This is a genomic window from Chitinolyticbacter albus, assembly GCF_024437655.1.
Classification (GTDB): Bacteria; Pseudomonadota; Gammaproteobacteria; order Burkholderiales; family Chitinibacteraceae; genus Chitinolyticbacter; species Chitinolyticbacter albus.
Window position 1 is genome coordinate 1 of the sequence record NZ_JANBVF010000059.1, and the last position, 13,770, is coordinate 13,770.

At 63.9% G+C, this 13,770-nt stretch carries 9 protein-coding genes; all 9 read left to right on the forward strand.

Features of this window, described 5'->3' with window-relative positions; translation table 11 throughout:
* Positions 1-355, forward strand: a 355-nt coding sequence (locus NLI84_RS18470) for a glycosyl hydrolase family 18 protein (protein WP_255992299.1), incomplete at its 5' end; no start/stop codon positions are given.
* 207 nt (positions 356-562) lie between these two features.
* Complete coding sequence (locus NLI84_RS18475) at positions 563-919, forward strand: hypothetical protein (RefSeq protein ID WP_255992301.1); 357 nt, start codon at positions 563-565, stop codon at positions 917-919.
* A 502-nt stretch (positions 920-1,421) separates the two neighbouring features.
* Positions 1,422-3,230, forward strand: coding sequence for a glycosyl hydrolase family 18 protein (locus tag NLI84_RS18480; protein WP_255992302.1), 1,809 nt, complete (start codon positions 1,422-1,424; stop codon positions 3,228-3,230).
* Between the two features lie 180 nt (positions 3,231-3,410).
* Positions 3,411-5,918 (forward strand): glycosyl hydrolase family 18 protein, encoded by a 2,508-nt coding sequence (locus NLI84_RS18485; RefSeq protein WP_255992304.1) that lies wholly within the window; start codon positions 3,411-3,413, stop codon positions 5,916-5,918.
* 141 nt (positions 5,919-6,059) lie between these two features.
* Entirely contained in the window at positions 6,060-7,664 is a 1,605-nt protein-coding gene (locus tag NLI84_RS18490; protein ID WP_255992309.1) for a chitinase, read from the forward strand.
* Positions 7,665-7,764: 100 nt separating this feature from the next.
* Positions 7,765-9,684: a carbohydrate-binding protein gene (locus tag NLI84_RS18495; RefSeq protein ID WP_255992305.1), complete on the forward strand. Its 1,920-nt coding sequence runs from the start codon at positions 7,765-7,767 to the stop codon at positions 9,682-9,684.
* 155 nt (positions 9,685-9,839) lie between these two features.
* Positions 9,840-11,423, forward strand: a complete 1,584-nt coding sequence (locus NLI84_RS18500; protein ID WP_255992307.1) for a carbohydrate-binding protein — start codon at positions 9,840-9,842, stop codon at positions 11,421-11,423.
* Between the two features lie 153 nt (positions 11,424-11,576).
* Complete coding sequence (locus NLI84_RS18505; RefSeq protein ID WP_255992308.1) at positions 11,577-13,064, forward strand: carbohydrate-binding protein; 1,488 nt, start codon at positions 11,577-11,579, stop codon at positions 13,062-13,064.
* Positions 13,065-13,358: 294 nt separating this feature from the next.
* On the forward strand, positions 13,359-13,770 hold a 412-nt coding region (locus NLI84_RS18510), incomplete at its 3' end, for a carbohydrate-binding protein (protein ID WP_373316993.1).

Sequence of the window (13,770 nt, forward strand, 5' to 3'; positions counted from 1 at the left end):
CAACAAGCTGGTGCTGGGCCTGCCGTTCTACGGTCGTGGCTGGACGGGTGTGCCGAACGTCAACAACGGTCTGTACCAGAAGCCGACCGGTGCCGCCCGCGGTACGTACGAAGCCGGTATCGAGGACTACAAGGTGCTGAAGGCCGCGGCCGGTCCCGTGTATGTCCACCCGGTGACCAAGCAGTCGTACAAGTACGACGGCACCAACTGGTGGTCGTATGACACCCCGGGCGTGATCCAGACCAAGGTGGACTACGCCAAGGCCCAGGGTCGGGGGGGTGTGTTCAGCTGGGACCTGGATGGCGATACCGCCGACGGCGAGCTGACCAAGGCAATGGGCAAGATGAACCAGTAAGACCAAGCAACAATAACAGTGGTAATCCCCTAACCCTCCCGCTCGCGGGAGGGTTTTTTATTGCCGTTCCTGCCATCGCCCGCTGGTTCGCGTGCGGCACAGCTGCCGCCTCCATGCCCCGCGTGTCGTGATGGAACGCCTCGATTTGCGCCTCGGCCGCGCAGGTGTTTTCTTTAACGGACGGTAATTCGTGACGAATGGCACTAAATGTTCCGCGCGCACTGCAATAGGCCACCGTTACTCGGTTCGCCTCGCGCCAGTTTGACGCTCCGGATTACCGGACGCTTGCAGATTTTGCAGTTGCAACAAAAATGGATTTCCAAAAACAGCAGGGCGCCGACTCCTGAAAATGATGAATCGATGAAAGGCGTGTTTTGGGGGATTGGCGGAGGAACGAATAAGGAAACGATTGTTGATTTCGTGCGCGCGAAGTTTGAATATGTTTTCCCAAGGGCAAATCGTTCAGTTTTTATATTCGGCGCACCCAGGCGCCTCCACAGGCCGGCATTTTTGGGGTTATTTCCAACTAAGTTATTGATTTTCAACAATTTTAAATTTACATAATTTACTGTTTTTATGAATTGGTATTTGGGGTTGTTACAAATAATCCATTTGGTCAATTAAATTGGCTTGTGCCGACATATTGACGGTTTTGTAAATAGGTCAATTCGGTTGCTGATGAATTGAGTCTCGCCGCTGGGATATGTTTTGTTGCAGGGCAGCATGAAAGGTCTCCTGGTCTTGAAAGTCGTTGGTTCTGCATGACCGTGTTAATTTTGCAGTGCAGCATTTAGGTCGTGTTTACAAAATTCCGGATGCGTCGGGATACGGTTGCCAGGATATTGCGATGCCCTATTGGATGTTGGGGCAGGGCGAGGGTGACCGGCCTGCTGACACCGGAGCGCGGGTGGTTGATTGCCCGCACATGTTCCCGCAGTTGGCACGCGGGTAAACCAAGAGCTGCGGCCCCGCACCCCAGGTGCAGAACGGTCGCGTAGAGGAAGGATGAAGACCTATGTTTAGCAAGGCTCACGGGCACGTACGCAATGCCCTGGTTGCTTCGCTGATGGCTGTTGCCGTTAGCGCTTACGCCGCGGAATGGGCGGAAGGCAACACCTACACCGCTGGCACCGTCGTTCAGTATCAAGGCAAGAACTATCAGGCGCTGGTGACGCACACCGCCTATGCCGGCACCAATTGGAACCCGGCTGCGACGCCCACGCTGTGGAAGGAAGCGGGCGGCTCGATTACGCCCGCCCCGGCCACGCCCACGCCGACCACACCGGCTCCTGTGACGCCGGCCCCGGTCACTCCGGTGCCTGTGACCCCGGCTCCGACTACCTGCCATCCGACCTGGACGAGCAGCGCCGTCTACACCGGCGGCCAACGCGTCACGTACAACGGCGTGAACTACGAAGCCAAGTGGTGGACGCAAGGCGACAACCCGGCGCAGTCGGGAGAGTGGGGCGTATGGAAGAACCTGGGTAACTGCGTGGGTGGTCCGACCACCCCGGTTCCCGTGACGCCGGTTCCGGTCACTCCGGTGCCCGTGACCCCGGTTCCGGTCACTCCGGTGCCCGTGACTCCCGGCCCGGTGACCCCGGTCCCGGCCGGCGCCCGCCAAGCCGGTGCCTACTTCGCCCAGTGGGGCGTGTATGGCCGTGGCTACGAAGTGGCCGACATTGCCAGCTCCGGCGCCGCCGCCAAGCTGACCTTCATCAACTACGCCTTCGGTAACCTGTATCAGAAGAATGGCGGTTACGAATGCGCGACCGGCATCGACAAGCTGGAATCGGGCGCAACCAATCCGAGCGCACCGGACGCCGGTACCGGCGGCGACGCCTGGGCCGACTATGGTCGCACGCCGGCTCGCCTCGTCGATCCGAGCAAGCCGTACACCTGGGATTCGCCGATTGCCGGTAACTTCGGCGAGCTGAAGGCGCTGAAGGCCAAGTATCCGCAGCTCAAGGTGTTCATCTCGCTGGGTGGCTGGACCTGGTCCAAGTGGTTCTCGGCAGCAAGCAAGACCGACGCACTGCGCAAGCAATTGGTGAGCTCGTGCATCGACAACTTCATCAAGGGCAACATCGCCAGCTACAGCGGCCGTGGCGGTCCTGGCACTGCGGCGGGCGTGTTTGACGGTATCGATATCGACTGGGAATTCCCAGCCGTGATCGGCCAGCCGTACAACACCGTGGCGCCGGAAGACAAGCAGAACTTCACGCTGTTGCTGGCTGAGTTCCGCAAGCAGCTTGACGCGCTGGGCGGTAGCCACAAGTACCTGACCGTGGCGATCGGCGCGGGCAAGGACAAGATCGACCAGACCGAACCGGCCAAGTACAGCCAGTACCTCGACTGGATCAACGTGATGACCTACGACTATCACGGTGGCTGGGACGCGCAAGGCCCGACCAACTTCCAGTCGCACCTGTACCCGGATCCGGCTGATCCAACCGTGGGCGTGGCGCGTAGCTACAACACCAACGACGCGATCACCGCACTGCTCGCTGCCGGTGCTCCGGCCAGCAAGCTGGTCGTCGGTATTCCGTACTACGGCCGTGGCTGGACTGGTGTTGCCGCAGGCGGCAACAATGGTCTGTACCAAGCTGCCAGCGGTGCGGCACGTGGTACCTACGAAGCGGGTATCGAGGACTACACGGTGCTGAAGAACGCAGCCGGCACCGTGTATGTCCACCCGGTGACCACGCAGTCGTACAAGTACGACGGCACCACCTGGTGGAGCTACGACACCCCGGCCGGGATCCAGACCAAGATCGACTACGTGAAGGCCAAGGGCCTGGGCGGCTTGTTCAGCTGGTCGCTCGACGGTGATCTGAACGGTGAACTGACCGGTGTGCTGTCCGGTGTGAAGTAAGCAGTACCGAGCCCCTTCCCCTCCGGGAAGGGGCTTTTCAATCCAGGCGCCGGGACAGGCGCCGGTTACTAATGAGTGGTCTCCGCCAGTCTGGGGCGACGGCAAGAGCCGGCCATGTGGGGCCGCTGCCGACGGACACCCGGCGTGCAGGAGTCACTCTTCAATCGATGGAGTGAGCGAATGGAAATGAACCGAACCGGCCGCGCGCTGGCGATGGGCCTCGTCGTGCTGTTGACCAGCATTGGCCTATACGCGGCACCGTGGGTCGAAGGCAGTACCTATGCCGTGGGCACCGTGGTCCAGTACAACGGCAAGAGCTATCAGGCGCTGGTGACCCACACCGCTTACACCGGCGCGGGCTGGAATCCGGCCGCGACGCCGACGCTGTGGAAGGAAGTGAGCGCGCCAACCCCGACGCCCGCCACCCCCAGCCCGACACCGGTAACGCCGACCCCGACGCCGAAGCCTGTCACCCCGACTCCGGTTTCGCCGACGCCGACGAACCCGACTCCGGTGGTCAGTCCGACCCCCATGACGCCGACACCCACCGTGGTGCCGTCGCCCGTCACGCCGACCCCGGTGACCGGCAGCTGCCCGATCTGGGCTGCGGGTCTTTCTGTGACTGCCGGCAAGTCGGTGCTGTTCCAGGGCAAGAGCTACAAGGCCCTGGTGACCCATACCGCGCAGACCGGCTGGGAGCCGGCCAGCGTACCGTCGCTGTGGCAGCCTGATACTGCGTGTGGCGGCAGCAGCCCGACGCCGATTCCGGGCGGCCCGACCCCCACGCCGGCGCCGACCACCCCGTTCTGCGCGCCCGAATGGGCCGCGACCAAGATCTACGCCAAGGGCAAGGTCGTCGGCTACAAGGGCGCCGCGTACGAAGCGCTGGTCGATACCTATGCCATCCCGCCCGATAGCACCGTCTACACCAACCAGTGGAAGCTCGTTGGCGTGCCCAACGGCGACCTGTGCCCGGTGACCGTGCCGAACAACATCAACTACGGTACCGCGCAACCGGTGGCGGGCAATGCCAACGCCGGTAATGTGCGCGCCTCGGCGCCGATCTCGGCCGCGCGTATCTCCAATACCGCGTCGACCAGTACCGGCACCCGTGGCGGCATCAACCCCGCCACCGATCCGGGCGGCAACCATCCGGGCTTCGATGCCGATACCGGTGGTCGCGTCGCCAAGCTGCCGCCGGGCACGCTGGCGCTGCAGCACAACGCCTACACCCAGGAAGCTGGCACCGAAACCGTCGCCTACCTCGGGGACTGGGCGATCTACGGTCGTCGCTATGACTTCTCCAAGCTGCCGGTGAAGAACCTCAACCGCTTGGTCTACGGTTTTGCCGGCATCTGCTTCCCGGCGGCCAAGAACACCCAGGATCCGGGCTTCCCGACCACGGCGCCGGCTGCGGTCAACCGGACCTGCGGCCTGGGTACCACCAAGCTGCCGGATGGCGCGATGGCGATGGCCGATTACGAAGCCGCGTTCCTGCGTAACCAGCCAGGTGGCCAGACTGCCAAGATCTCGGGCATCGAGGGTATGTACGAGATCGGCAAGGACGACGTCGGTGGCGTGTTCGGCGTGCTGTACAACCTCAGGAAGGCCAACCCGCATCTGAAGCTCGATCTGTCGGTAGGCGGCTGGACCCTGTCCGAAGGCTTCCCGTGGATGGCGTCCGATCCGACCCGGCGCAAGGTGTTCGTCGATTCCGTCGTGTCCTTCCTCGAGCGCTATGACTTCGACGGCATCGACATTGACTGGGAATACCCGGCCGCCGATGGCGCCGTGCCTGGCATGGCCCGTCCGGACGATCCGCAGAACTACCTGCAGCTGTTGAAGGATCTGCGCGCCGCGATGGACTGGCTGACGGTCAAGACCGGCAAGAAGTATCGGCTGTCCTCGGCCATCGCCGCGACCCAGGGCAAGCTGGACAAGATCCAGTGGACCGAGGTCAACAAGTATCTTGATCGCCTCTACGTGATGACCTATGACCTGACCGGGGCATGGGAGCGCAACATCAGCCATCACACGCCGCTCTACAACAACCCGAACGCCAATGGCTCGTCCACCGGCACTTCGGCGAGCTGGGCGATCGAGTACCTGAATAGCAAGTACGGCGTGCCGTTCAACAAGATGATGGTCGGCGTGGCCAACTACCACCGGGCCAAGGCCATCCTGCCGGGCGATATCACCGAGTACACCAACGGCCTGAAGGGCGATTCGACCTTCGGTGACCCGAACTGGACCGGTGCCGCCTTTATCACCGGTATCGCCGGGGTGGGCTCGTGGGAGGCCGGTGTGGTCGAAGGCTATGACCTCTACCAGAACTATCTGGACAAGGACATCAAGCCGCGCAATGGCTACCACCTGTACACCGACGTGCTGTCCAACGCCGACTACCTGGTGAACCCGATAGGTAGCAGCGGCTGGTCCTATATCTCGATCGAGACGCCGCGTACCGCTGCGATCAAGGCCCAGTACGCCAAGGACAAGAAGCTGGCGGGCGTGTTCTTCTGGCAGGTGGAGCAGGACAACGGCTACAACATCAACGCCGTGAATCACGTGCTGGGCAACAGCCTGGTAAGCGATGTGGCCGATGGCAAGCCGCGTGACCAGATCGCCACCTGCGGCGAGAACGTCACCGTGGCGCAATGCCAGGACCTGATCAAGAGCATCAAATAAGTGATGTAAGTGCCCAAGCCCCGTCCTCCCGGACGGGGCGCGGGTTTTTGTAGTGCAACAAAAAGGAGATGGAGAGTGCCTTTCCCCACTAGCAAACTGGTGACCCGCCTCGTCGCGGCCGTCGTCGTCACCTGCGGCATCATGGCCGCGCACGCCGCCCCTGCCTGGCAGGAAGGCAATACCTACAGCGTCGGCACCGTGGTGAGCTACAACGGCCACGACTATCAATCGCTGGTCACCCACACCGCCTACGTCGGCGCCAACTGGAATCCGGCCGCCACCCCCACGCTGTGGAAGGACCTGGGCGTGACCAGCAGCGCCACGCCGACCCCGTCGCCGGCCACCCCGACGCCGCGTCCGGCCACGCCGACCCCGGTCGTCGCGACTCCGACGCCGGTCGTTGCCACCCCGACTCCGGCGCCGACCGTCTGCTACACCGCCTGGAACAGCGGCTCGGTCTACACCGGCGGCCAGCGCGTGACCTACAACGGCGTGAACTACGAAGCCCGTTGGTGGACGCAGGGCGACAATCCGACGCAATCGGGTGAATGGGGCGTGTGGAAGAACATCGGCAACTGTGGTGGCGGCAACACGCCGACCCCGGTGACGCCGAGCCCGACACCCAAGCCGGTGACCCCGACGCCAGTGACGCCGACCCCGGTGACGCCGAGCCCGACGCCGGTGACGCCGACCCCGGTGACCCCGACGCCGATTCCTGGCACCGATGGCCTGCCCAAGCACGTGCTGGTTGGCTATATGCACGCCAGCTTCGCCAACGGCTCGGGTTACATCCGCATGGCCGATATTTCGGATGCCTGGGACGTGATCAACCTGTCGTTTGCCGAGCCGACTTCGTCGACCAGCGGCCAGGTGGCGTTCAAGCAATGCCCGGCCACCGAGTGCCCGAACGTGGAATCGGAAGCCGAGTTCATCGCCGGGATCAAGGCCAAGCAGGCCAAGGGCAAGAAGGTGCTGATCTCGATCGGCGGCGCCAACGGCCAGGTTCGCCTGGAATCGCCATCGGCCGCGACCAACTTCGTCAATTCGGTCTCGAGCATCATCGACAAGTACGGTCTCGATGGTCTGGATATCGACTTCGAAGGTCATTCGCTGCAGCTGAACGCCGGTGACAACGACGTCGCCAACCCGACCTCGCCGGTGATCGTCAACCTGATCAGCGCGTTGAAGCAACTGAAGGCCAAGTACGGCAGCAAGTTCGTGCTGACCATGGCGCCGGAAACCTTCTTCGTGCAGTTGGGTTACAGCTTCTACGGCGGCACCTGCTCCGGTTGCGACACCCGCGCCGGTGCTTACCTGCCGGTGATCTACGCGATGCGTAACGATCTGACGCTGCTCCATGTGCAGGACTACAACTCGGGCCCGATCACCGGTCTGGATGGCCAGTACCACACCATGGGCAACGCCGACTTCCACGTCGCAATGACCGACATGCTGCTCAAGGGCTTCAAGGTTGCCGGTACCAGCTTCCAGTTCCCGGCACTGCGTCCGGAGCAGGTGGCGATCGGCCTGCCGGCCAATGGCAATGCGGGTGGCGGTTTCACCAGCGTGGGCGATGTGCACACGGCGCTGAACTGCCTGATGAAGGGCGCGAGCTGCGGCAGCTACAAGCCGTCGGCGGTGTACCCGAACATGCGCGGCCTGATGACGTGGTCGATCAACTGGGACAAGTTCAACAATTTTGAATTCTCGACCCAGCATCGCGCCTACTTCAACGCAATGCCGTAAGCGCGAGCAGTACCGGCCCGGCCTGGTGCCGGGCCATTCATAAAAGAAGAAAGTGGGCTCCCGGCAACGGGAGCCCATCCCAAGGAAGATGGAGACTGAAATGACGCAACCGAGCAAGCGCCCCATGCGCATGCTGGCGGGGATGTTGTTGGCCGCCAGCATGTTTGCCGCCCATGCCGCCCCGGCGTGGCAGGAAGGCAATACCTATACCGCCGGTACCGTCGTGACCTATAGCGGTCGTGACTACCAGGCACTCACCACCCATACCGCCTACGTCGGCGCCAACTGGAACCCGGCGTCCACGCCTACGCTGTGGCAGGATCTGGGCGGCAGCAGCGTGACGCCGACCTATGTGACGCAGACGCCGATCACGCCGCCACCGACACCGTGCCCCACCTGCAACGACGTACTGCCCTCGACGACGCCCACACCGGTAGTGACGCCGGTGGGCGGCTGCAAGGCCGCCTGGGTCAGCGGCAGCGTGTACACCGGTGGCAACCAGATCAGCTACAACGGCGTGAACTACGAAGCCAAGTGGTGGACGCAGGGCGACAACCCGGCCCAGTCGGGTGACTGGGGGGTCTGGAAGTCGCTTGGCGGCTGCACCGGCGTGACCCCGATCACCCCGACGGGCGTGACCCCGCTGCCGGCGTTGCAGGCCGATGAGAGCGTGACCCTGACCTCGTACCCGCAGGGCTGCTGGGTACCCAACCCGCAACCGGCACCGCTGCCGCGTTGGCAGATCAACGTCAGCTACGCCGCCGGCCAGTCGGTCCAGCCCGCCAGCGGTGCACTGAATGCGCTGTGGCAGGGCGTGAGCCGTGGCGCCTATCTGCGTGCCGCACAGGCGCATGTTTCCAGCGCCGCCAATGAGCCCAAGCAGGTGAGCGGCAGCTGGCAGATCGACCGCGCCTACTGGAAGGTGGTGGCTGTGGTGCCGACCACCGTGCCGTGCCCGCCGACGCCCACGCCGACGGTGGTCACCCCGACGGTGACCCCGACCATCACGCCGACGCCGACCGTCACACCCACGACGACCCCGACACCGACGCAGGTGCCAGGCGACCTGCCCAAGCACGCGCTGGTAGGCTACTGGCACAACTTCACCAACCCGTCGGGCAACACCTTCCCGATCAGCCAGGTCTCGGATGACTGGGATGTGATCGTACTGTCGTTCGGCGAGAACGCCGGCGGTGGCACGGTGGCCTTCCACCTCGATCCGAACGCGGGCAGCGAGGCGCAGTTCATCGCCGATATCGCCGCCAAGCGCGCCAAGGGCAAGAAGGTGATCCTGTCGCTGGGCGGTCAGGATGGTTCGGTCACGCTCAACAGTGCTTCGGACGTGACCAACTTCGTCAACAGCCTGTACGGCATCATCACCAAGTACGGCCTGGACGGGATCGACCTGGATCTGGAAAGCGGCAGCGGCGTCTCGCTGGGTGCACCGATCATCAACAACCTGGTCACGGCGGTGAAGCAGCTCAAGGCCAAGGTCGGCCCGGGCTTCTACCTGTCGATGGCACCGGAGCACCCGTACGTGCAGGGCGGCTACGTGTCCTACGGCAGCATCTGGGGTGCCTACCTGCCCATCATCGACGGCCTGCGTGACGATCTGTCGGTGATCCACGTGCAGTACTACAACAACGGCGGCTTTGCCTACACCGATGGCCGTACCTTGAACGAAGGCACGGTGGACGCGCTGGTCGGCGGCTCGCTGATGCTGATCGAAGGCTTCAAGGTCAACTACGGCACCGGTTGGGAGTTCAAGGGCTTGCGTGCTGACCAGGTGGCGTTCGGCGTGCCGAGCGGCAGCCAGTCGGCCGGGCGTGGCTTTGTCACCGCCGCGACGGTGAAGAACGCGCTGACCTGCCTGACCCAGCTGGTCGCGTGCGACACGGTGAAGCCGAAACAGGCTTATCCGGACTATCGCGGCGTGATGACCTGGTCGATCAACTGGGACAAGCACGATGGCTACAACTTCTCCAAGCCGGCCCGCGCCGCGCTGAACGCGTTGCCGTAATCCCGAGGAGTAGCGCAACAAACGGCCCGGCATTGCGCCGGGCCGCAGCAACACGGTAGGACCAGACCCGGCGACAGATCGGGTTGATTCAAAAGAGTGCGGCGACCCGGACACCGGGCGCCGCCTCCCCGCCAAGGGCATCATGGAGAGTGGAAATGCGGATTACCCCCAAGACACGTCCACGCGGCGTGCTGGCTGGCTTGCTGCTGGCCGTGACCGTGCTGGCCGCGCATGCCGCGCCGGCCTGGCAGGAAGGCAGCACCTACACCGCCGGCGCCGTCGTCAGCTACAACGGCCACGACTACCGGGCGTTGGTCACCCACACCGCTTTTGCGGGCGCGAACTGGAACCCGGGCGCGACGCCCACGCTGTGGACCGACCTGGGCCCGAGTTCGGGCAGCACGCCCACGGCGACTCCCACACCCGCTACGCCCACACCCGCTACGCCCACACCACGTCCGATAACGCCGACACCCGTCGCCGCCACCCCGGCCCCCTCGGTCTGCCATGCCGCCTGGGCCAGCAGCGCCGTCTATACCGGTGGCCAGCGCGTGACCCACAACGGCGTCAACTACGAGGCGCGCTGGTGGACCCAGGGCGATAACCCGGCGCAATCGGGCGACTGGGGCGTGTGGAAGAACATCGGCAGCTGCGGCAGCAGCACCCCGGCGACGCCGACCCCCCGGCCAGCCACCCCGGCACCGGTGACTGCGACACCTACGCCGATCATGCCGACCCCAGCGCCGGCCTGCCCGACCTGGTCGGCGAGCAGCCGCTATGGCGAGGGCGCCGTCGTCGCCTACCAGGGCCAGTATTACAAGGCGCTGGTCACGCACACGCTGGCCGCCGGCATCAGCTGGCTGCCGTCAGCAACACCGCAGTTGTGGCAGGCGGGGGCGGCTTGCAGTGGCCCCGTCGCCACACCGGCCGCCCGCTTCGCCGCGCCGCCGGCAACCTGGCAGGAGCACTGGTTCGAGCACCAGCAGAACATGAAGCTGATCGCGTACAACGACACCGTCGCGATCTACTTCGATGCCGACGTGAACACCGATGCCGGCAAGTGGATGCTGCCCTACCTGACCCGGATGTGGACCTATACCCAGCAGACCTATGGCCCGGCCAGCCTGAGCACCGATCGGCTCTATTCGCTGCACCACGAGGGCAAGTATTTCGGCGGCCATCCGTCGACCACTTACGACGCCTCGCACGACTACCGCAACGTCAGCGACGTAGGCGGCAGCAACTGGATCACGCCGCAGTACGAAATTGTCACGCATGAGGCCGGCCACGTGGTGGAGGCCGCGGCCAGCGGCAAGCACGGCTCGCCCGCCTTTGGTCTGTGGGGCGACAGCAAGTGGATGGAGTTCTACATCTACGACGCCTATGTCGCGCTCGGCATGACCCAGCAGGCCAGCGACGTCTACAACCGCTGGATCGCGGGCTCGGACAGCTTCCCGCGCGCTGGCACCTACTGGTTCCGTGATTGGTTCTACCCGCTGTGGCGCGATCACGGGCGCGCCCAAGTGATGGCGAAGTACTTCCAGTTACTGGGCCAGCACTTTCCCAACAATGGGCGCGATTTCACGCGTGATCTCAATTGGGGCGAGTACGTGCACTTCATGAGCGGTGCCGCCGGCATGGACCTGAAGGCGATGGCGACGCATGCCTTTGGCTGGCCGGCCGAGCGCGAAACCCAGTTCCAGCAGGCCAAGCGCGATTTTCCCAACGTACGTTACTGAATGTCTGGCCGGACTGGGTCCGGCCGCACTCGGAGCGGTGTGACCATGATGCGGTTCCTGCCCGGATCCGCCCATGGCACTGCAGTATCCCGGCGCGGTGCGCCCAGCACTGGCCGGGCATTTGTGAGTAGACCATTAGATGGAGGAAGGAATATGCAACACCAACCCACGCGCATGATGCGGCTCCTGGCTGCAGCCGTGCTGGCCTGCGGCGTCATGGCAGCCCACGCCGCGCCGGCCTGGCAGGAAGGCAATACCTATAGCGCCGGTACCGTGGTGACCTACAACGGCCACGACTACCAGGCGCTCGTTACCCATACCGCCTATGTTGGCGCCAACTGGAACCCGGCCTCGACCCCGACGCTGTGGAAGGACCTGGGCAACACCACGGGGGGTGTCACGCCCGTGACGCCGACGCCCGTACCGGCCACGCCCACTCCGGTGGGGGCCACCCCGACGCCGGTCGTCGCAACGCCGACCCCGGCGCCTTCGACCTGCTACGCCGCCTGGACTAGCACCGGCGTGTATACCGGTGGTCAACGCGTCACCTACAACGGCGTGAACTACGAGGCCCGCTGGTGGACGCAGGGTGACAACCCCGCCCAGTCCGGCGAGTGGGGCGTCTGGAAGAACGTCGGCAACTGTGGCGGTGGCAACACGCCCACCCCGGTGAGCCCGACGCCAGCGACGCCGACCCCGGTCACCCCGACCCCGGTTACCCCGGTGACGCCGACCCCGTCCGGTGCCTATCGCTTTGCACCGTACATCGACGTCAGTGGCGCCATGGACCTGTCCGGGTGGGCACAAGCCACCGGCGGTCGCTATGTCACGTTGGCGTTCTACAACTCAGCTGGCGGTTGCAACGGCGGCTGGCCGACCGGTGAAGCCGGCCTGCTCAGCCAGGCCAATGCGCTGAAGAACTTCGGCGGCAATGTGATCGTTGCTTCGGGCGGTTGGAATGCCAGCGACATCGTGCGCAGCTGCTCCGATCCGGCGGCGATCGCCACCGTCTACGAGAACGTGCTGGAACGCTTTGGCACCAGCCGCCTTGATCTCGATCCGGAAAATGCCCCGGGCAACAATAACCTGGAAGTCGCGCTGGTCGATCGCCGCAATGCCGCGATCAAGATCCTGCAGGATCGCTTCCGCGCCAAGGGCAAGAACGCCGTTATCTCCTACACCTTGGCGGTCAACCCGAACGGCGGTTTCAACGCCGAGAACCTCTACGTGCTGCAATCGGCCAAGGCCGCAGGTGTGGAAGTGGGCATCGTCAATCCGATGATCATGGACTACTACGATGGCGTGTCCGGCAATCAGATGGGCGCGCGCTCGATCCAGGCGCTGCAAGGCGTACATGGCCAGATCAAGGCACTGTGGCCTGGCAAGACCGATGCCCAGTACTGGGGCATGATGAGCGCCACCGCGATGATCGGCCAGAACGACACCCCGGCCGAGGTATTCACGCTGGCCGATGCGCGTCAGGTGCGTGATTTCGGCAAGCAGCAAGGCATGGCGATGATGGCGTTCTGGTCGCTGGGCCGTGACAACGGCAATTGCGCCGGCAACTCCACGGCCAACTGGCAGTGCAGCGGCATCGCACAAGCCCAGTGGGACTTCAGCAAGATCTTCAACGCGTTTTGATCGGTGGGCGCCGCTGTTTTGCAGTGGCGCCTATCGTGCGTTTGAAAGCAGTGGCCTTACATGTTCGTGCGCTGGGGCTGCGTTTTGCGCAGTCCCAGCGGTGTTTTTTGGTGTCAACGGTCGTTTTCAATGGTTGAACGGAGTATAAGGGAGTGTTGTTGTTTTTTCTTATATTCGATCGATTTGTAGTCGGTTGACACTACTTACAAGCGAGCGTAAATAGGCATTACCGAGGTTCCCGGCGTACCGGGAGCCTTCGTTCAAAAAATCCAAATCATGGATGGAGGATGTGCAATGAAAGTGCGTTTCGCTCCCCGGCTGAGCCGGCTCCTGGCCGCGCTCGTCGTTACCTGCGGCGTGATGGCCGCCCATGCCGCACCGGCTTGGCAGGAAGGAAATACTTACAGCGCGGGCACCGTGGTGACCTACAACGGCAAGGATTACCAGGCCCTGGTGACCCATACCGCCTATGTCGGCACCAACTGGAACCCGGCTGCAACCCCGACGCTGTGGAAGGAAACCGGTACCAGCAGCGCCACGCCGACCCCGTCGCCGGCCACCCCGACGCCGCGTCCGGCCACGCCGACGCCAGTCGTCGCAACGCCGACTCCGGTATCGAGCACCCCGACCTCCGCGCCGGTCGCCTGCTACAACACCTGGTCGAGTACCGGCGTCTACACCGGTGGTCAGCGCGTGACCTTCCAGG